Origin of the sequence: Caenimonas terrae (assembly GCF_042655405.1) — a bacterium.
Classification (GTDB): domain Bacteria; phylum Pseudomonadota; class Gammaproteobacteria; order Burkholderiales; family Burkholderiaceae_C; genus Ramlibacter; species Ramlibacter terrae_A.
The window spans coordinates 1-17,669 of sequence record NZ_JBHSMF010000004.1; the positions used below are offsets into that span (position 1 = coordinate 1).

Sequence of the window (17,669 nt, forward strand, 5' to 3'; positions counted from 1 at the left end):
ACTACCGCCGATCTCCAGACTCAGCCCGTCAAGAAAGAACCTCTTGACGCTTCACAGCTAGCGGTTCAGCCGCAGCAGCGCCCGCCGCGGTGTCAGCTGGTCGCACAGTGTTCGCTCATCGCCGCAGTCTAGGCGGCGGGCCGTGCGCCGTCTGTCGGGCGCTCTGGCGACGTCTGTAGGGAGTTCTCCATTCGGTGCACTTCGAGCCACCAGTGCATTTGGTCCGCACGCGTGCGCACCGGCTACCGCTCTGTCACGGAGTGCGGATCACCTGGGCACGGCACGCGGCGTCAAAAGGTCCCCGGAAAGGCGCGGCCGCCCATCAACAAATTCTGTCCTGTGATGGAGCAGGCGTGGACGCTAGCCAGGAACGCGCAGGCGGCGCCGAACTGCGCCGATGGCACACCACGGAAATTGCCTGAGTCGTCCTGCGACTCGGCCGAGCCGACAGACGTATGTAGAAACGGGGGGAGACCGCGGTACCAGTCAAATTTCCGCTGGCAGACTAATGGGTCCTGGCGGAGAGTGTGAGATTCGAACTCACGGATGTCTTTCAACATCGCCGGTTTTCAAGACCGGTGCATTCAACCGCTCTGCCAACTCTCCGGTGAGCGGATTCTAGACGCAGGGGCTGCGGCGGCCGGGCAGTGACAAATCGGCCAGCCGTGCCAGAATGCCGCAGCCAACCACGGGAGGGCCATCAGCATGTCCAAGAGCGCATTCAGCGTCCAGGCGTTCGGCGTCTACATCATCGCCCTCGGGCTCGGACTGGTGTTCGTTCCCAACCTCCTGCTCGGGCTGTTCCGGATGCCGGCCGCCAACGAGGTCTGGATCCGCGTGCTGGGTGTGGTCGTGATGAACATCGGCATCCTCTACGTCGTCGCCGCGCGCGCCAATGCGGTCCCCGTGTTCAGGGCCACCGTGTACGGCCGGCCGGCGGTGCTGGCCTGGTTCGCGGCCTTCGTGCTGCTGGGGCTGGCACCGCCGATGCTGCTGCTGTTCGGCGCCGTCGAAGTGGCAGGCGCGCTGTGGACGTGGTGGGCGCTGCGTGCCGAGCAGCGCGCCAGCCAGCGCGTCTACCCGGCCAGCCGCATCGACCCGCGCTACGACACCAAGATGTGATGTTCCGCTTTCTCGCGATCTTCTCGCTGGTCCTGCTCGGGCTGTTCCTGGCGGAGCTGACGGCGCCGGTGCAGCGGCTGGTGGTGGTGCCCTGGACCGGCTTCCTGGCCTCGGCCAGCGCCTTCCTGCTGCGCCTGGTGGACGCGAACGTGCTGTCGCACGGCAACGTGCTGCAGGACATGCGCAGCGGCAGCGGCATCGCCATCGAGGCCGGCTGCAACGGCGTCGAGGCCTGCATCATGCTGGCCGCCGCGCTGATGGCCTATCCGGCCGGCCTGCGCTCCAGGATGGCGGGCCTGCTGGCCGGCTCGGTGGCGATCCAGCTGCTGAACCTGCTGCGCATCATCTCGCTGTATTACCTGGTGCAGTGGAGCGCGCCCGCCTTCGAGTTCGCGCACCTGTATCTCTGGCAGGCGCTGATCATGCTGGACGTGCTGGTGGTCTGGCTGGTCTGGCTGCGCTGGGTGACGCGCCGGCAATACGGCCGGTCCGCCCCACCCGAAGCGCTCGCAGCGCCCGCCTAGGGCCATGCCGCGTTCCGGCTCGACGCTCAAGGGCTTCTTCGTCCGCGCGCTGGCGTGGCTGCTGGTGGCGCTGGCGCTGTGGTACCCGCTGCGGCAATGGCTGGTGCTGGCCCCGGCCTGGCTGGCCGGCGAGGTGATGCAGGCGGCGTTTCCGCGCTGGGTCACGGGCGTCCAGTTCGAAGGCTCCGCCCAGGTGCTGCTGACCGCGCTGCGCGTCTGGAGTCCCGACAACCGCCCCGGTGAACTGGCGCCGGAGGTCAACGGGCTGGTCTACGCCTACGGTGCGCCGCTGCTGGCCGCGTTGCTGCTGGCAGCGCGCACGCCGCGCTGGTGGTGGAAGCTGCCGGCCGGCCTGGTGGCGCTGGTGCCGTTCCAGGCCTGGGGCATCTGCTTCACATGGCTGCTGCAGGTGGCGGTGACGGCGGGCGATCAGACCCGCGGCCAGACCCATTTCGGTCCCCTGGCCGCCAACCTGATCGCGGTCGGCTACCAGTTCGGCTTCCTGATCATGCCGACGCTGGCGCCGGTGCTGCTGTGGCTGGCATTCGACCGGCGCGTGCTGGCCGGTGCGATGATCGAAGGCGCCCTGGCGGGCGGCGACTGACTAGCGCGCCGCGATGGCCCTGCGCCGGACCTGCCAGCCGCCCACGCCGGCCAGCATCAGGCCGAGGAAGATCAGGGCCCATTCCTGCAGGGTCGGCACGGAGACGAAGCTGGCTGGGGTGGGGATCGGTCCGCCGGGAATCGGTCCGCCGGCCACCGCTGCCGCGACCGGACAGCCGCCAACGATCGGATTCGAGTCCAGCGTGACGGTTCCGGTCCGCGCCAGGGCGCGTCCTCTGAGGGACGCTCCCGTGGTCAGCGTGATGCTCACTTGCGACAGGATGTTCCCGGCGATCTGGCTGCCCGTGCCCAGGGTCGCCGAGCTGCCGATGCTCCAGTTGACGTTGGGCAGGCAGGTGGCGCCCCCGGTGTTGATCGCCAGCACCGACGAGTTGGATGCCGTCGTCAGCGTGCTGCCGGTCCGGATCAGGAAGGCGGCATTGGGATCGCCCAGGAAGTTCAGGGTGAGATTGCCGGTAAGCTGGGCCGACGTGCTGTAGCAGTAGACGCCGGGCGTCAGCACCAGCGTGCCGAGGTCCGCGGCGCCGAGGTTGATACAGGCCGGCACGAGCGTGGCTGCCAAGGCCAGGCCGAGATCGGTCTGGGCCGTTCCGGCCGCGGCACTCCCCTGCTGAAGGGTCCCCGTGGTGCTGCCGGGTGGAAAGCCGATGATGGAGGCGGCCGGGGACACCCCGACATCTCCGACCACCACCGTGGGCCCCGTGTTGTTCACGTTTGGCGTGGCGCCAAGCACGCCGAAATTGGAAGCAGTGCCCAGGTTGACCTGGGCCTGGACCATGGCCGGAGCCAGCAGCAGGGCTGCGGTGGCGATGGCGAGCAGAAAAGAGAGTGGGCGGCGCTTCGATGCGACCCTAGTTGCGAGAGCAGTCGTCATGAAGCCTTCTTCCGTATGCGACGGGAAATCCCACCGCTTGCCGCAGTCTAGAACAAGGCAGAGCTAAGCGCTGTAGGTCAACAGCCCTTTATGTTCGATAAACGACACAACCACGTGCAAACCCGCATTGGTCTTGAGGTTCGTCAAAACATAGGGCCGTTCGCGCCGCATTCGCCTGGTGTCCGCCTCCATCACGTCCAGGTCCGCGCCGACGTAAGGCGCCAGGTCTGTCTTGTTGATCACGAACAGGTCGCTCTTGGTGATGCCGGGACCGCCCTTGCGCGGGATCTTCTCGCCGGCGGCGACGTCGATCACGTAGATCGTCAGGTCGCTCAGCTCGGGGCTGAAGGTGGCGGCCAGGTTGTCGCCGCCGCTTTCGATGAACACGATGTCCGCTTCGGGAAACTCCACCAGCATGCGGTCGATCGCCTCCAGGTTGATCGAGGCGTCCTCGCGGATCGCGGTGTGCGGACAGCCCCCGGTCTCCACGCCCATGATGCGCTCGGCCGGCAGGGCGCCGCTCACCGTCAGCAGCCGCTGGTCTTCCTTGGTGTAGATGTCGTTGGTGATCGCCACCAGGTCGTACTTGTCGCGCATCGCCTTGCACAGCATTTCCAGCAGCGTGGTCTTGCCCGAGCCGACCGGGCCGCCGATGCCCACCCGCAGCGGCGGCAGCTTCTTCGTTCGATTCGCGATGTGATGCAAGCTCATGATCTGAACAGCCTGGAGTATTGGGTTTCGTGGCGCGCCGACAGGATCGCCAGCATCGGGCTGAAGGCCTGCCGGTCCTCGTCGTGCAGGGCCAGGGCGACGTCGACCGCGGCCGGGATGTCGCGCGCCAGCAGGCCCAGCACGCGCTGGCCGGCGCTCTGGCCCAGGGGCACGGACTTGAGCGCGGCCTGCACCATGTTTTCCGCCCAGCCGAAGGCAAAGGCCAGCAGGCAGTCGCGCGTGCTCGCGCCGGCGGCCGAGGCGGCGAGGGCGAAGGCGACGGGATAGCTGAAGAAGTGCTCCGTTCGGCCTGAGCCGGTCGAAGCCCCCGCGAGGCCTTCGACAGGCTCAGGCCGAACGGATTGCAGCAGCTCAGGCCGAACGGATTGCAGCAGCTCAGGCCGAACGGATTGCAGCAGCTCAGGCCGGACGGCCCGCAGCCATTCGATCAAAGAGCGTCCCATCTGTTCGGCCTGCTGGCGCAACTCGCTGGTCTCGCGGGTCTGCAGCACCCAGGCATCGAGCTCCCCGATGCGCTGCATGTCGCGGGCCTGCCAGGCCGGGATGGCCTGCGCCAGCACCGCCAGGTCGGCGCGGGCCAGCGTCAGGTGCAGCTGGCCGAGCAGCCAGCCGGCAGCGCTTGCCTCGTCGGTGACCAGCGCCGCATCGACGGCCGCCTCCACCCCCTCGGAGTAGGAGAAGCCGCCGATCGGCAGCGCCGGCGAGGCCAGCCAGATCAGCTGCAGCAGCGGCAGGTCAGTGGTCATGGTGCGCGTGGCCGTGGTGGCCGTGCGCAGCGTTTGCCTGCACGCCATAGGCGCCGCCCTCGGGCTCGAAGGTGGTGAACTGCTCGATCACGTCCAGGTGCATGGAGCGCAGCATGTCGGCCAGCACGTGGTCCGGCTCGATCTTCAGATGGTTCGGCTTCAGCTCGATCGGCACGTGGCGGTTGCCCAGGTGATAGGCCGCGCGCATCAGGTCGAAGGGCGTGCCGTGCTCGCTGCAGGCCGTGACCACCAGCACCGGCTGCGGCGCCGCGATCACGCGGATCAGCGTGCCGTCCTCCGCCACCAGCGCGTCGCCGCCGCGCACCACGGTGCCGCGCGGCAGGAACACGCCGATCGTGCGCTCCATCGAGTCGACCGCCTCGAAGCGGCTCTTCTGCCGCACGTCCCAGTCCAGCGTGACGCTGGCGGCGCGGCGCAGCAGCACCGGCGCCAGCCCCTGGCCGCCGGCCAGCAATTTCGAAACCTGCAGCATGAGAAAGCCCTAGAAGAGGAAGTAGCGTTGCGCCATCGGCAACACGGTAGCAGCTTCGCATGTCAGCAGCAGGCCGTCGGCGCGCACCGCATAGGTCTGCGCGTCGATCTCCATCGCCGGCAGGTAGGCGTTGTGGACCATGTGCTGCTTGCGGACGGCGCGGATGTTCTTTACCGCGCTCAGCGTCTTCCTCAGCCCGAAGCGTTCGCCGATGCCGGCCGCGAGGCCGGCCTGCGAGACGAAGGTCAGCGAGCCCCTGGCGACGGCGCCGCCGAAGCTGCCGAACATCGGCCGGTAGTGCACCGGCTGCGGCGTCGGGATCGAGGCGTTCGGATCGCCCATGGCGGCCATCGCGATGAATCCGCCCTTGAGCACCAGCGCCGGCTTGACGCCGAAGAAGGCCGGCTTCCACACCACCAGGTCGGCCCACTTGGCCGGTTCGATGCTGCCCACCTCGTGGCTGATGCCGTGCGCGATCGCCGGGTTGATCGTGTACTTGGCGATGTAGCGCCTGGCGCGGAAGTTGTCGTTGTTCGAATCCGATCGTCCTGAGCCTGTCGAAGGGCCGGACAGCCAGCCCCGCTGCAGCTTCATCTTGTGCGCCGTCTGCCAGGTGCGCAGGATCACCTCGCCGACCCGGCCCATGGCCTGGCTGTCGCTGGACATCATGCTGATCGCGCCCAGGTCGTGCAGCACGTCCTCGGCGGCGATGGTCTCCTTGCGGATCCGGCTTTCGGCGAAGGCCAGGTCTTCCGCGATCGCCGGGTCCAGGTGATGGCAGACCATCAGCATGTCGACGTGCTCGTCCAGGGTATTGACGGTGTAGGGCATCGTCGGGTTGGTCGAGGACGGCAGGAAGTTGGCCTCGCCCACCACCTTCAGGATGTCCGGCGCATGGCCGCCGCCGGCGCCCTCGGTGTGGAACGCGCACAAACCTCTTCCCTTGGTGGCCGCGATCGTGTTCTCGACGAAGCCCGATTCGTTCAAGGTGTCGCTGTGGATCGCCACCTGCACGTCGGTGGCATCGGCCACGTCCAGGCAGTTGCTGATGGCCGAGGGCGTGGTGCCCCAGTCCTCGTGCAGCTTCAGGCCGATCACGCCGGCGTCGATCTGTTCGTGCAGCGCGGCCGGCAGGCTGGCGTTGCCCTTGCCCAGGAAGCCCAGGTTCATCGGGAAGGCGTCCGCCGCCTGCAGCATGCGCTCGATGTTCCAGGGCCCGGGCGTGCAGGTGGTGGCGAAGGTGCCGGTGGCCGGACCGGTGCCGCCGCCCATCATGGTGGTGACGCCGGCTGCCAGCGCCTCCTCGACCTGCTGCGGGCAGATGAAGTGGATGTGGCTGTCGATGCCGCCGGCGGTGACGATGTTGCCCTCGCAGCTGATGATCTCGGTGCCGGGGCCGATGACGATATCCACGCCCGGCTGGGTGTCCGGGTTGCCGGCCTTGCCGATCGCCGCGATCCGGCCGCCCTTCAGCCCGATGTCGGCCTTGACGATGCCCCAGTGGTCGACGATCAGCGCGTTGGTCAGCACGCAGTCCATCGCTCCTTGCGCGTTGGTGCGCTGCGACTGCGCCATGCCGTCGCGGATGGTCTTGCCGCCGCCGAATTTCACCTCTTCGCCGTAGCCGCCGGCGCGCAGGGTGTAGTCGTCCTCCACTTCGATCACCAGCTCGGTGTCGGCCAGCCGCACGCGGTCGCCCGTGGTCGGGCCGAACATCTCGGCGTAGGCGCGCCGTCCAATGGTTGCCATTTGATTTGGTTCCTTTGTGGGCTTCGACAGGCTAGCCCGAACGGATAGCTACAGTTTTCCCTGCACCAGGCCGCGGAAGCCGTGGACGATGCGGTCGCCGGCGAAATCGACCAGGTCCACCGTGCGCTGCTGGCCCGGCTCGAAGCGCACCGCGGTGCCCGACGCGATGTTCAGCCGCATGCCGCGCGCCGCCTCGCGGTCGAAGCCCAGGGCCGCATTGGTCTCGGCGAAGTGATAGTGGGAGCCGACCTGGATCGGCCGGTCGCCGGTGTTGCGCACCACCACCGTGATGCTGCGCCGTCCCGGGTTCAACGCGTGGTCGCCCGGCGCTTCCAGCAGTTCGCCGGGGATCATGGCTGCCTGGCCGCGCGCTTGTCCCGGCGCGCGAGCCACACGGCGGCGACGCACAGCGAGCTCACCACGGCGACGCCGAGGACATCGCTGGCGTGCCAGTGGATCGCGGCCCAGCCGCCGGCGTCGTGGGCGAGGGCGCTCGCGCAGGCCGCGAGCAGCGCCGCGCCGGCGGGGATCTTCCTGATCGAATGCATTGGCTTCTCCTTGAGTAGTGCTTCAGGCAATCGGCTGGTGCACGGTGACCAGCTTGGTGCCGTCGGGAAAGGTGGCCTCCACCTGGATGTCCGGAATCATCTCCGCCACGCCCTCCATCACGTCGGCGCGCGTGAGGATGGTGCGGCCTTGGCTCATGAGCTGGGCGACGGTGCGGCCGTCGCGCGCCCCTTCCATCACCGCGGCGGAAATCAGCGCCACCGCCTCCGGGTAATTGAGCTTGAGCCCGCGGGCCTGGCGCCGCTCGGCCAGCAGGGCGGCGGTGAAGATCAGCAGCTTGTCCTTTTCGCGCGGGGTCAGTTCCATCGGGCTCTCTCTGTATGGGATGGCTGTCGCAAGTCACGTGCCATTCGGGTGCGGTCGCTTTCGCAGTCCCGGCACCGGGCGCCAATGCATTTTGGTGCGCCCGACCCATTGTGGACAAGCGACGTGCCCCAAATCGGAACCAACGCTGCTTTTGGTGCGATTGCGCTGCCGCCTGAGCTTGGCATATCCCTTGCGTAACGTGTTGCGACCCAATGTGGGGTCGTCCCTCTCATTTCGGAGAAAGCCATGAATCGTCGAGGAAATCTCAAACTGCTGACCGCATCGATCGCCCTGGGTCTGGGCCTGGCCGGCAGCGCGTTCGCCCAGGCCAAGGACACCATCAAGGTCGGCGTCCTGCACAGCCTGTCGGGAACGATGGCCATTTCCGAGACCGTGCTCAAGGACACCGTCCTGATGGCGATCGACGAGATCAATGCCAAGGGCGGCGTGCTGGGCCGCAAGCTCGAGCCGGTGGTCGTCGACCCGGCCTCCAACTGGCCGCTGTTCGCCGAGAAGACCAAGCAGCTGCTCGGGCAGGACAAGGTCGCCGTGATCTTCGGCTGCTGGACCTCGGTGTCGCGCAAGTCGGTGCTGCCGGTGGTGGAGGAAATGAACGGCCTGCTGTTCTACCCGGTGCAGTACGAAGGCGAGGAGCTGTCCAAGAACGTGTTCTACACGGGCGCGGCGCCCAACCAGCAGGCCATCCCGGCCGTCGACTACCTGATGTCCAAGGAAGGCGGCGGCGCCAAGCGCTGGGTGCTGCTGGGCACGGACTATGTCTATCCCCGCACCACCAACAAGATCCTGCGCGCCTACCTGCACAGCAAGGGCGTGAAGGATACCGACATCGACGAGAAGTACACCCCGTTCGGCCACAGCGACTACCAGACCATCGTCGCCGACATCAAGAAGTTCTCGGCCGGCGGCAAGACGGCGGTGGTCTCCACCATCAACGGCGACTCCAACGTGCCCTTCTACAAGGAACTGGGCAACGCCGGCCTGAAGGCCAAGGACGTGCCGGTGGTCGCCTTCTCGGTGGGCGAAGAGGAACTGCGCGGCGTGGACACCAAGCCGCTGGTGGGCCACCTGGCCGCCTGGAACTACTTCATGTCGATCAAGAACCCGAGCAACGACGAGTTCAAGAAGAAGTGGGCCGCCTACGCCAAGGCCAAGAACCTGCCGGGCGCCGACAAGCCGCTGACCAACGACCCGATGGAAGCCACCTACATCGGCGTCAACATGTGGGCGCAGGCCGTGAAGAAGGCCGGCAGCACCGACACCGACAAGGTGATCGCGGCGATGGCCGGCCAGACCTTCAAGGCGCCGAGCGGCATCGTCTCGGAGATGGACCCGAAGAACCACCACCTGCACAAGTCGGTGTTCATCGGCGAGATCAAGTCCGACGGCCAGTTCAACGTCGTGTGGAAGACCCCGGGCCCGGTCAAGGCCAAGCCCTGGTCGCCCTACATCGAAGGCAACGACAAGAAGCCCGACGAGCCGGCGAAGAAATAAGGCCACGGCCGTTCGGGCTGAGCTGAGCCCGTCCTGAGCCTGTCGAAGGGAAGCCCCGCGCGGGCACTTCGACAGGCTCAGTGCGAACGCTGTCCGCGGGGCATGCAGTGTGGGCATGGCGAGACCGTGCCCACCCTCCAGGCTCTTTTCATGACCATCAACCACTTCTTCCTCACCCTCGCCCTGCTGGCCGGCGGCAGCGCGCACGCGCTCACGGCCGCCGAAGCGCGCGCCATCGCCGCCGGCGAGACCGACGCCCGCATCGAGGCGCTGAACAAGGCCGTGGCCGGCGCCGACGACAGGACCGCCGCCTTCATCCAGGCGCTGTCGGACGAAGCGGTGAAGGTGGACGGCGAACACGTCTTCATCGTGCGCGACGGCAAGGGCACCGACCCGGTGACGGGGGCCGCCGCCACCGTGCCGGACACGGCCGAGGACGTCGTCATCAACAACCGCATGCGCGGCGAGCTCGATTCCGCCGCCGCGGCGCTCCAGCTGTTCTCGCCCGACGAGAAGGTGCGGCGCGCCGCGATCAAGTCGATGACCGGCGAGACCGACGACGCCAAGCTGCCGCTGATCGAGAAGGCCTTCGCGGCCGAGGCCAATCCCGAGCTCAAGGGCCAGCTGGAGGTGGTGCGCGCCGCGATCATGCTGAACAGCCCCGACCAGGCCAGGCGGCTGGAGGCCGCCAGGCTGCTGGCGGGAAGCAACAACACCAACACCAAGACGGTGCTGCTGGAGCGGCTGAAGAACGAGCCGGAGCCGCAGGTCAAGGCCGCGATCGAAAGCTCGCTGCGCGCGGTGGAGGCGTCGCTGGCCTGGGGCGACAGGATCGGCGCGATCTTCAGCGGCATCAGCCTGGGCTCGATCCTGCTGCTGGTGGCGCTGGGCCTGGCCATCACCTACGGGCTGATGGGCGTGATCAACATGGCGCACGGCGAGCTGATGATGATCGGGGCCTACGCCACCTATGTGGTGCAGGGCCTGTTCCAGAAGTACCTGCCGGGCGCCTTCGACTGGTACCTGCTGGCGGCGTTGCCGGTGGCCTTCGGCGCGTCGGCGCTGATGGGTGCCGTGCTGGAGCGCTCGGTGATCCGCTTCCTCTACGGCCGCCCGCTGGAAACGCTGCTGGCCACCTGGGGCATCAGCCTGATGCTGCAGCAGCTGGTGCGCTCGCTGTTCGGCGCGCAGAACGTCGGCGTCGAGAACCCCAGCTGGATGAGCGGTGGCGTGCAGGTCCTGGGCAACCTGCAGCTGCCCTGGAACCGCATCGTCATCATCGGCTTCGCGTTCTCGGTGCTGCTCGGCATGGCGTTCCTGATCGGCCGCACCCGGCTCGGCCTGTTCGTGCGCGGCGTGACGCAGAACCGGCCGATCGCGTCCTGCATGGGCGTGAACACGGCGCGGATCGACACCTATGCGTTCGCGCTCGGCTCCGGCATCGCCGGCCTGGCGGGTTGCGCCTTGAGCCAGATCGGCAACGTCGGCCCGGACCTGGGCCAGGGCTACATCGTCGACGCCTTCATGGTGGTGGTGCTGGGCGGCGTCGGCCAGCTGGCCGGCACCGTCTATGCGGCGCTGGGCCTGGGGGTGCTGAACAAGTTCCTCGAGGGCTGGGCCGGCGCCGTGCTGGCCAAGATCGCGGTGCTGGTGTTCATCATCGTCTTCATCCAGAAGCGGCCGCAGGGCATCTTCGCGATGAAGGGAAGGAGTGCGGAAGCATGAGTGCCGTGTTGCCTCCCGATGCAGTGGACGGATCCTGCTCCCGCTCGCCCACCACCCCCGTTCGGGCTGAGCCTGTCGAAGCCCACGCGAGCACTTCGACCACTTCGACAGACTCAGGGCAGGCAGGCTCAGTGCGAACGACGTCTTTGCCCAGCCGTCCCGCCGTCCTCGGCGGCTGGGGCTGGAGCAGCTTCATCGTTGCCTTGGTCCTCGTCTGCGCCATCGCGCCCGTGTTGAACCTGGCGGTGCCGGCCGGCAGCGCGTTCCACCTGAGCGACTACGCCGTCGGCCTGGTCGGCAAGATCATGTGCTACGCCATCTGCGCGCTGGCGATGGACCTGATCTGGGGCTACACCGGCATCCTGTCGCTGGGCCACGGCCTGTTCTTCGCCCTGGGCGGCTATGCGATGGGCATGTACCTGATGCGCCAGATCGGCCGCGACGGCAACTACAAGAGCGAGCTGCCGGACTTCATGGTGTTCCTGGACTGGAAGACGCTGCCCTGGCACTGGAGCTTTTCCGACAGCTTCGCCGCCACGCTGTTCCTGGTGGTCGCGGTGCCGGGCATCGTCGCCTTCGTGTTCGGCTTCTTCGCCTTCCGCTCGCGGATCAAGGGCGTGTATTTCTCGATCATCACGCAGGCCATGACCTTCGCCGCCATGCTGCTGTTCTTCCGCAACGAGACCGGCTTCGGCGGCAACAACGGCTTCACCGACTTCAAGCGCATCCTGGGCACGCCGATCGCCACGCCGGCAATGCGCATGGGCCTGTTCGTGCTGACCGGCGTGACGCTGCTGGCGTTCTACCTGTTTGCCCGCTGGCTGGTGGCCAGCAAGTTCGGCCGGGTGCTGCAGGCCATCCGCGACGCCGAGACGCGCGTCATGTTCTGCGGCTACTCGCCGGTCGGCTACAAGCTCACCATCTGGACGATCTCGGCCATGATGTGCGGCGTCGCCGGCGCGCTCTACGTGCCGCAGGTGGGCATCATCAACCCCAGCGAGATGAGCCCGGCCAACTCGATCGAGATCGCGATCTGGGCGGCGGTCGGCGGCCGCGCCACGCTGATCGGGCCGATCGTCGGCGCCTTCATCGTCAACGGCGCCAAGAGCTGGCTCACTGTCGCGGCGCCGGAGTTCTGGTTGTACTTCCTGGGCGCGCTGTTCATCTCGGTGACGCTCTTCCTGCCGAACGGAGTTATCGGCCTGCTGAAGAGACTGAAGGAGCGCAACAAGTGACGCCGGACCTGCTGGACGAAGGCGCCAGGCGCGTCTCGGCCTTCGCGCAGAAGCACCAGGCCGGCCGCACCGAGTCGGGCGGCCGCGAAGCCGGCTTCGGCCGCCTGTCGATGGGCCAGGAGGTGGACACCACCCACGGCCGCATCCTTTACCTGGAAGACGTGAGCGTGAGCTTCGACGGCTTCAAGGCGATCAACCGGCTGTCGCTGGACATTGCGCCGGGCGAACTGCGCTGCATCATCGGCCCCAACGGCGCCGGCAAGACCACGATGATGGACATCATCACCGGCAAGACCCGGCCCGATTCGGGCACGGTGTTCTTCGGCAGCACCATCGACCTGCTGCGGTACACGGAACCGCAGATCGCGCAGATGGGGATCGGCCGCAAGTTCCAGAAGCCCACGGTGTTCGAGCAGCTCACGGTGTTCGAGAACCTGGAGCTGGCCCTGAAGACCGACAAGGGCGTCAGGTCGTCGATGTTCTTCCGGCTGGACTCCGGCCACAGCGACCGGCTGGCCGAGGTGCTGGAGACGATCCAGCTGTCCGACGGCATGACGCGGCTGGCCGGCAACCTGAGCCACGGCCAGAAGCAGTGGCTGGAGATCGGCATGCTGCTGATGCAGGACCCCAAGCTGCTGCTGCTGGACGAGCCGGTGGCCGGCATGACCGACGAGGAGACCGCCCGCACCGCGGAGCTGTTCCTCACGCTCAAGGGCAGGCATTCGCTGATGGTGGTGGAGCACGACATGAGCTTCATCCGCGCCATCTCCGAGATCGTCACCGTGCTGTCCGAAGGCTCCGTCCTGGCCCAGGGCACGCTCGACCAGGTCCAGAACGACGAACGCGTCATCGAGGTGTACCTTGGGCGCTGAAAATCAAGAATCCTTGAACGCAGAGGGCGCAAAGGGGACGCAGAAGTCGCAGAACAAGCCATTGAAGGATTTCTTCTCTGCGAGTCCTGCGCAACTTCTGCGCCCTCTGCGTTCAGGAATCCCTCTCCCGGCCAGCCGCCTCCCATGCTGACAGTCAAGAACATCAACCAGTACTACGGCGGCTCGCACATCCTGCGCGACGTCGGCTTCGAGGCGCAGGACGGCAAGGTGACGGTGCTGCTGGGACGCAACGGCGTGGGCAAGACGACGCTGCTCAAGGCGCTGATGGGGCTGGTGCCGGTCCGCACCGGGACGATCGAGTTCGACGGCAGGCGCATCGAGAAGGCCACGCCGTACGAGCGGGCCCGCGCCGGCATCGGCTTCGTGCCGCAGGGCCGCGAGATCTTCGCCCGGCTGACGGTGGAAGAAAACCTGAGGATGGGACTGGCGTACAAGCCGGCCGGCACGCCGATCCCGCCGCAGCTGTTCGAGCTGTTCCCGGTGCTCAGGCAGATGCTGGGACGGCGCGGCGGCGACCTCTCGGGCGGGCAGCAGCAGCAGCTGGCGATCGCGCGCGCGCTGGCGGCCCAGCCGAAGTTGCTGATCCTGGACGAGCCGACCGAGGGCATCCAGCCCAGCATCATCAAGGACATCGGGCGCGTGATCCGCATGCTGGCGGACAGCGGGCTGGAAGGCCGCCGGGTCTCGATCCTGCTGGTGGAACAGTATTACGACTTCGCGCAGGAACTGGCCGACGACTACCTGGTGATGGAGCGCGGCGTCTTCATCGCGCGCGGCCACGGCAAGGACATGGAAGCCAGCGGTGTGCGCCAGCTGGTGGCGATCTGAGGCGCCGGGGCCTCACCCTTCAGGTGTAGGCAGCGGATGACCGCATCAGGGGATCTCACCCGGCACAGCAGTGGCGGCGACGGCGCTATCTTGGGAACGTCCGACCAACCAACCCAAGGAGATTCAAACATGCCCGTCATCCTCTGGCTTCTAGGCGTCCCCCTGAGCATCCTGCTGATCCTGATGCTGGTCGGCGTGCTCTGAGCACCGCCGCCCCACCCAGCCGGCCCGAGGGCCGGCTTTTTTTCGTCGTCGAGATCAGGGCAGCTTGCGCGCCTGTTCCAGCTGTTCGAGGTTGCGGCCCGACGCTGCGCCGCGGTCGCCCTCGCTGAATTCGCCGGCGCCCGGTTCGGTCGACAGGTCCTCGCTGCCGCGGTTGGCATAGGGCTGGTCGTCGTTGACGTCGTCGCGGGGCCGCTTGCTGGTGTCGGCGGCGCCCTGGTTCTTCGCGCTCTTGCTCTTGTCGTCGTCGGGGGTCATGCGTTTCTCCTGAAGTGGATGCGAAAAAGCGGGCCGCAGCCCGCTTTCGGTTCGATGCGCGAGCGCCTCGCTCAGCGGGCCGGCACCAGCACGACCGGGTCGGCCGTCTTGGGTTCGATGGTCACCGAGCTCTGGCCCGCGGGCAGGACCACGGTTTCCACTTCGCGCAGCACGCCGCCGGCGGCGACGCTGCCGGAGGTGTTGCCGTAGCCCATCACACGGGCCTGGCAGGCCGCGGCTTCTTCGCCCTTGAGGACGTCGCAGCGGGCGGTGGCGTTGGCTTCGAACTGGGCGCCGGCGTTGTCCAGCACGCCGCGCTTCTTGTCGGCCTGGGCGTTGCGGGCTTCACGCAGGCAGGTGGCCTGGTCCTGCTGGGTCTTGCCGGTCAGGCAGGCATTGACTTCGGACTGGTAGCTGCCCGATGCGTCGATGCCGGTGGTGCCGGTGGCAACCTGGGCAGTGGCTGCGGTGACCGCCAGCAGGGCGGCGACGCCGAAGGACAGAAGGCTCTTGCGCGAATGCGAGTTGTTGGCGGTCATGGTGGGACTCCCGAATTGGATTTGATGGATGAATCCTAGGGGTCCGCCCGGCTTCGCCCTGCCGGGGAGGACGCCGCGTGGCCTTGCCGCAGCGCCCGTCGCGTCGTAGGACGGGACCGTCATGGCTGAGGTTGGCGGCTACAGCGCCCAGCTGCGCGGCACGGTCGGCGGCAGTTCCCAGAGCGAAGTACGCCAGCAGGCACGCACCGCCTTCAGCAGGGCCAGCGCCGGCTCCACCAGCGGCGCCAGCACCCGCACCGCGATCACCCGGGGCCCCGGAGCGGTGGCGCCGGCGCTGGCGGCCAGCGGATGGGCCTCGATGCAGCCGCGGGCCAGCTCCAGCGCCAATTCGCGGCGCGGCCGCGGGATGTCCGAGCCGGCGACCAGGAACAGGGTCGCCAGGCAGCGCTTGCCGTCCAGGCCCAGCGGTCCGTCCAGCAACCGGGCGTCCGCCGAATCGATGCGGCCGCGCTCCAGCCAGTGGCCCGGCAGTTCCAGGTGCTGCAGCAGGGTGCCCCGCTCGAAGGGCTGGCCGGCCTCGGGCAGGCCGAGCGCCGTCACGTCCCAGCCGATCAGTTCGCTGCCGGGCGCCAGCTCCATCCGCAGCCGGTTCTCGGCCAGGCAGCCGCTGTAGCAGATCGCCTCCAGCGGCAGCCACTCCATCCGGGCGCCGGCCTCCAGTTCCAGCCGGGTGGCCTGCAGCGCCGGCTCGCCGTCCGAGCGATAGAAGCGGGTCGCCCCCGGTGTGGTGATCAGGCCATGCGCGCCTTCGCCGGCCCGCACCGCGATCTCCAGCGTGTCGCCGCCCACCAGTCCCCCGGGCGGGTGCACCACCACGTTGTGGCAGATGGCGTCGCCTTCCGGGTAGAGGCTTTGCAGGATCCGCAGCGGCCCGTCGTGCTCGAAGCGCCCCACGCAGCGGCCCGCTTCCATCCGGTAGTCCAGTTGCAGTCTCGCGTGCCAGGGCATGTTGGTTTCGAGTTTACGGGGTGGAAAGCGGACAGCCGGACGCAGAACACGCAGCAGCAACGCAGAAGGCGCAGAAGTGAAAACTTCAATTGTCCTTTCTGCGATTTCTGCGTGTCTTCTGCGCCTTCCGCGTCCGGTTGTCCGTATTCATTGCCCTTGCGAGCCCCGATGCGCCCAGGCGGTGGTGTGCCGCTCGATGTAGCTGAAAAGCTCGTACATCAGCATCGCCATGGCGCCGACCACCACCAGGCCGGCGAAGGCCAGGCCCATCTGCATGGCGGAGCCGGCGGAGATCAGCAGGTAGCCGATGCCCTCGTTGGACGCGGTCATCTCCGAGACGGTGGTGCCGACGAAGGCCAGCGTGATGGCCACCTTCAGCGAGCCGTAGAAGTAGGGCATGGAGCGCGGCAGCCCTACCTTCACCAGCACGTCCCAGCGCCTGGCCCCCAGCACGCGCAGCACGTCTTCCAGCTCCGGCTCCAGCGTGGCCAGGCCGGTGGCGATGTTGACCATGATCGGGAAGAAGGAGATCAGGAAGGCGGTGAGGATGGCCGGGCCGGCGCCGATGCCGAACCACACCACCAGGATCGGCACGAAGGCCGCCTTGGGCAGCGCGTTGAAGGCCGTCATCAGCGGATAGACCGCCGCATAGGCCAGGCGCGAGCTGCCGATCAGGAAGCCCAGCATCACGCCGACCACGATCGCGATGCCGAAGCCCGCCATCGTCACCCAGTAGGTGCGCCAGGCGTGGGCGGCGATGATGCCGCGGAACTCCACCATCTGGTTCCAGATCCGCAGCGGGCTGGGAAAGATGAACTCGGAGACGCTGAAGGCGCTGCAGACCACCTGCCACAGCGCGATCACCGCCACCAGCAGGATCCACGGCGACCACTGTTCCAGCTTGCGGTTGTTCATGCGAGCGCTCCCGGCGCGCCTGCCTGGCCGCGGATGGCGCCGATGTGGGTGCGCAGTTCATGCACGACGTCGGTGAATTCCCGGGTGTAGGTGATCTCCAGGTCGCGCGGGCGCGGCAGCGCGATCTCCTTGCGCACCATGAAGCGGCCCGGTCCCTTGCTCATCACGTAGACCGTGTCGGCCAGGAACACCGATTCGCGCAGGTCGTGCGTCACCAGGATCACGTTGAAGCGCTGCTCGGTCCACAGGTCGCGCAGGATGCACCACAGCTCCTCGCGGGTAAAGGCGTCCAGCGCGCCGAACGGCTCGTCCAGCAGCAGCATCTTGGGCTCGTGGATCAGCGCCCGGCAGATGCTGGCGCGCTGCTGCATGCCGCCCGACAGCTGCCAGGGAAACTTGTCCTCGTAACCGGCCAGGCCCACCTTCTGCAGCAGCCGGCGGGCGCGCTGCTCGTATTCCCTGCGTTTCGCCTTGAAGCTGCTGCGGTACGGCTCGACGATCTCCAGCGGCAGCAGCACGTTGTCGACCGTCGTGCGCCAGGGCAGCAGCGACGGCGCCTGGAACGCCATGCCGGAGATCTTCAGCGGCCCGGTCACGCGCTGGCCGTCGATCAGGATCCGGCCGATCGAGGGCATCTTCAGCCCGGTCGCCAGCTTCATGAAGGTGGACTTGCCGCAGCCCGAGGGCCCGACGATGGCGATGAACTCGCCCTGCAGCACCTTCAGGTCGATGGCCTCGACAGCGAACTGGTTGGCCTGCTGCAGCTCCTCGTTGTACGCGAGCCAGACGTCGCTGAAGTCGACGAAGAACGGGCCCCCACGCTCCCCCACGTCGTG

At 67.6% G+C, this 17,669-nt stretch carries 20 protein-coding genes, 1 tRNA gene and 2 pseudogenes; 8 read left to right on the forward strand and 15 right to left on the reverse strand.

What is annotated here, in order from left to right; genetic code table 11:
* Positions 1-290: 290 nt before the first annotated feature.
* Positions 291-395: pseudogene (locus tag ACFPOE_RS05260) on the reverse strand (SDR family oxidoreductase); the annotation flags it as partial.
* A gap of 121 nt (positions 396-516) precedes the next feature.
* Positions 517-606 (reverse strand) — tRNA-Ser (locus ACFPOE_RS05265).
* Positions 607-705: 99 nt separating this feature from the next.
* On the opposite strand from ACFPOE_RS05265, the gene ACFPOE_RS05270 reads away from it, so the two are divergent.
* The 3 genes from ACFPOE_RS05270 to ACFPOE_RS05280 are packed head-to-tail and all read left to right on the forward strand — an operon-like array spanning position 706 to position 2,250.
* On the forward strand, positions 706-1,122 hold the full coding sequence (locus tag ACFPOE_RS05270) for a hypothetical protein (RefSeq protein WP_376848972.1): 417 nt from the start codon (positions 706-708) through the stop codon (positions 1,120-1,122).
* On the forward strand, positions 1,122-1,646 hold the full coding sequence (gene xrtH, locus ACFPOE_RS05275; RefSeq protein WP_376848973.1) for an exosortase H: 525 nt from the start codon (positions 1,122-1,124) through the stop codon (positions 1,644-1,646). The genes ACFPOE_RS05270 and xrtH overlap by 1 nt, the downstream gene beginning before the upstream one ends.
* A 4-nt stretch (positions 1,647-1,650) precedes the next feature.
* Positions 1,651-2,250: an exosortase H-associated membrane protein gene (locus ACFPOE_RS05280; protein ID WP_376848974.1), complete on the forward strand. Its 600-nt coding sequence runs from the start codon at positions 1,651-1,653 to the stop codon at positions 2,248-2,250.
* On the opposite strand, the gene ACFPOE_RS05285 is transcribed toward ACFPOE_RS05280, so the two are convergent.
* The 8 genes and pseudogenes from ACFPOE_RS05285 to ACFPOE_RS05320 form a co-directional block, all read right to left on the reverse strand.
* A complete protein-coding gene (locus ACFPOE_RS05285; RefSeq protein WP_376848975.1) occupies positions 2,251-3,144 on the reverse strand; it encodes an IPTL-CTERM sorting domain-containing protein in 894 nt (297 codons plus the stop codon).
* 63 nt (positions 3,145-3,207) lie between these two features.
* Positions 3,208-3,855, reverse strand: coding sequence for an urease accessory protein UreG (gene ureG / locus ACFPOE_RS05290; RefSeq protein ID WP_376848976.1), 648 nt, complete (start codon positions 3,853-3,855; stop codon positions 3,208-3,210).
* Entirely contained in the window at positions 3,852-4,622 is a 771-nt protein-coding gene (locus ACFPOE_RS05295; protein WP_376848977.1) for an urease accessory protein UreF, read from the reverse strand. Before ACFPOE_RS05295 ends, ureG begins: the two co-directional genes overlap by 4 nt.
* Positions 4,615-5,115 (reverse strand): annotated as a pseudogene (gene ureE, locus ACFPOE_RS05300) (urease accessory protein UreE); the annotation flags it as partial. The gene ACFPOE_RS05295 and the pseudogene ureE, both read right to left, overlap by 8 nt.
* A gap of 9 nt (positions 5,116-5,124) precedes the next feature.
* Positions 5,125-6,864 carry an urease subunit alpha gene (gene ureC, locus ACFPOE_RS05305; protein WP_376848978.1) on the reverse strand — a complete coding sequence of 580 codons (1,740 nt, stop codon included), beginning with the start codon at positions 6,862-6,864 and terminating at the stop codon, positions 5,125-5,127.
* Positions 6,865-6,912: 48 nt separating this feature from the next.
* Entirely contained in the window at positions 6,913-7,218 is a 306-nt protein-coding gene (locus ACFPOE_RS05310; RefSeq protein WP_376848979.1) for an urease subunit beta, read from the reverse strand.
* A complete protein-coding gene (locus ACFPOE_RS05315) occupies positions 7,215-7,412 on the reverse strand; it encodes a hypothetical protein (RefSeq protein WP_376848980.1) in 198 nt (65 codons plus the stop codon). Before ACFPOE_RS05315 ends, ACFPOE_RS05310 begins: the two co-directional genes overlap by 4 nt.
* A gap of 22 nt (positions 7,413-7,434) precedes the next feature.
* Positions 7,435-7,737, reverse strand: a complete 303-nt coding sequence (locus ACFPOE_RS05320) for an urease subunit gamma (RefSeq protein ID WP_376848981.1) — start codon at positions 7,735-7,737, stop codon at positions 7,435-7,437.
* 246 nt (positions 7,738-7,983) lie between these two features.
* Here ACFPOE_RS05320 and urtA point away from each other — a divergent pair, with 246 nt between their 5' ends.
* The 5 genes from urtA to urtE all read left to right on the forward strand — a co-directional run bounded on the left by urtA (position 7,984) and on the right by urtE (position 13,930).
* On the forward strand, positions 7,984-9,249 hold the full coding sequence (gene urtA / locus ACFPOE_RS05325) for an urea ABC transporter substrate-binding protein (protein WP_376848982.1): 1,266 nt from the start codon (positions 7,984-7,986) through the stop codon (positions 9,247-9,249).
* Between the two features lie 150 nt (positions 9,250-9,399).
* Positions 9,400-10,974: an urea ABC transporter permease subunit UrtB gene (gene urtB, locus ACFPOE_RS05330; protein ID WP_376848983.1), complete on the forward strand. Its 1,575-nt coding sequence runs from the start codon at positions 9,400-9,402 to the stop codon at positions 10,972-10,974.
* Between the two features lie 146 nt (positions 10,975-11,120).
* Complete coding sequence (urtC, locus tag ACFPOE_RS05335) at positions 11,121-12,209, forward strand: urea ABC transporter permease subunit UrtC (RefSeq protein WP_376848984.1); 1,089 nt, start codon at positions 11,121-11,123, stop codon at positions 12,207-12,209.
* On the forward strand, positions 12,206-13,081 hold the full coding sequence (gene urtD, locus ACFPOE_RS05340) for an urea ABC transporter ATP-binding protein UrtD (protein WP_376848985.1): 876 nt from the start codon (positions 12,206-12,208) through the stop codon (positions 13,079-13,081). The genes urtC and urtD overlap by 4 nt, the downstream gene beginning before the upstream one ends.
* 144 nt (positions 13,082-13,225) lie before the next feature.
* On the forward strand, positions 13,226-13,930 hold the full coding sequence (gene urtE / locus ACFPOE_RS05345; protein WP_376848986.1) for an urea ABC transporter ATP-binding subunit UrtE: 705 nt from the start codon (positions 13,226-13,228) through the stop codon (positions 13,928-13,930).
* Positions 13,931-14,188: 258 nt separating this feature from the next.
* Here urtE and ACFPOE_RS05350 read toward each other — a convergent pair whose 3' ends face one another.
* The 5 genes from ACFPOE_RS05350 to ACFPOE_RS05370 all read right to left on the reverse strand — a co-directional run bounded on the left by ACFPOE_RS05350 (position 14,189) and on the right by ACFPOE_RS05370 (position 17,663).
* The gene (locus ACFPOE_RS05350; protein ID WP_376848987.1) at positions 14,189-14,410 is read right to left on the reverse strand and encodes a hypothetical protein; all 222 of its coding nucleotides are present in this window, start codon (positions 14,408-14,410) and stop codon (positions 14,189-14,191) included.
* Positions 14,411-14,481: 71 nt separating this feature from the next.
* Positions 14,482-14,949, reverse strand: coding sequence for a hypothetical protein (locus ACFPOE_RS05355; protein WP_376848988.1), 468 nt, complete (start codon positions 14,947-14,949; stop codon positions 14,482-14,484).
* A 138-nt stretch (positions 14,950-15,087) separates the two neighbouring features.
* On the reverse strand, positions 15,088-15,918 hold the full coding sequence (locus ACFPOE_RS05360) for an urease accessory protein UreD (RefSeq protein WP_376848989.1): 831 nt from the start codon (positions 15,916-15,918) through the stop codon (positions 15,088-15,090).
* 147 nt (positions 15,919-16,065) lie between these two features.
* Positions 16,066-16,833 (reverse strand): ABC transporter permease, encoded by a 768-nt coding sequence (locus tag ACFPOE_RS05365; protein WP_376848990.1) that lies wholly within the window; start codon positions 16,831-16,833, stop codon positions 16,066-16,068.
* On the reverse strand, positions 16,830-17,663 hold the full coding sequence (locus ACFPOE_RS05370; RefSeq protein WP_376848991.1) for an ABC transporter ATP-binding protein: 834 nt from the start codon (positions 17,661-17,663) through the stop codon (positions 16,830-16,832). The genes ACFPOE_RS05365 and ACFPOE_RS05370 overlap by 4 nt, the downstream gene beginning before the upstream one ends.
* Positions 17,664-17,669 lie beyond the last annotated feature (6 nt).

Excerpts from the sequence above, each read along its gene's own strand:
- ACFPOE_RS05270 (WP_376848972.1), top strand. The coding sequence starts at position 706 with ATGTCCAAGAGCGCATTCAGCGTCCAGGCGTTCGGCGTCTACATCATC.
- xrtH (WP_376848973.1), top strand. The coding sequence starts at position 1,122 with ATGTTCCGCTTTCTCGCGATCTTCTCGCTGGTCCTGCTCGGGCTGTTC.
- ACFPOE_RS05280 (WP_376848974.1), top strand. The coding sequence starts at position 1,651 with ATGCCGCGTTCCGGCTCGACGCTCAAGGGCTTCTTCGTCCGCGCGCTG.
- ACFPOE_RS05285 (WP_376848975.1), bottom strand. The coding sequence starts at position 3,144 with ATGACGACTGCTCTCGCAACTAGGGTCGCATCGAAGCGCCGCCCACTC.
- ureG (WP_376848976.1), bottom strand. The coding sequence starts at position 3,855 with ATGAGCTTGCATCACATCGCGAATCGAACGAAGAAGCTGCCGCCGCTG.
- ACFPOE_RS05295 (WP_376848977.1), bottom strand. The coding sequence starts at position 4,622 with ATGACCACTGACCTGCCGCTGCTGCAGCTGATCTGGCTGGCCTCGCCG.
- ureC (WP_376848978.1), bottom strand. The coding sequence starts at position 6,864 with ATGGCAACCATTGGACGGCGCGCCTACGCCGAGATGTTCGGCCCGACC.
- ACFPOE_RS05310 (WP_376848979.1), bottom strand. The coding sequence starts at position 7,218 with ATGATCCCCGGCGAACTGCTGGAAGCGCCGGGCGACCACGCGTTGAAC.
- ACFPOE_RS05315 (WP_376848980.1), bottom strand. The coding sequence starts at position 7,412 with ATGCATTCGATCAGGAAGATCCCCGCCGGCGCGGCGCTGCTCGCGGCC.
- ACFPOE_RS05320 (WP_376848981.1), bottom strand. The coding sequence starts at position 7,737 with ATGGAACTGACCCCGCGCGAAAAGGACAAGCTGCTGATCTTCACCGCC.
- urtA (WP_376848982.1), top strand. The coding sequence starts at position 7,984 with ATGAATCGTCGAGGAAATCTCAAACTGCTGACCGCATCGATCGCCCTG.
- urtB (WP_376848983.1), top strand. The coding sequence starts at position 9,400 with ATGACCATCAACCACTTCTTCCTCACCCTCGCCCTGCTGGCCGGCGGC.
- urtE (WP_376848986.1), top strand. The coding sequence starts at position 13,226 with ATGCTGACAGTCAAGAACATCAACCAGTACTACGGCGGCTCGCACATC.
- ACFPOE_RS05350 (WP_376848987.1), bottom strand. The coding sequence starts at position 14,410 with ATGACCCCCGACGACGACAAGAGCAAGAGCGCGAAGAACCAGGGCGCC.
- ACFPOE_RS05355 (WP_376848988.1), bottom strand. The coding sequence starts at position 14,949 with ATGACCGCCAACAACTCGCATTCGCGCAAGAGCCTTCTGTCCTTCGGC.
- ACFPOE_RS05360 (WP_376848989.1), bottom strand. The coding sequence starts at position 15,918 with ATGCCCTGGCACGCGAGACTGCAACTGGACTACCGGATGGAAGCGGGC.
- ACFPOE_RS05365 (WP_376848990.1), bottom strand. The coding sequence starts at position 16,833 with ATGAACAACCGCAAGCTGGAACAGTGGTCGCCGTGGATCCTGCTGGTG.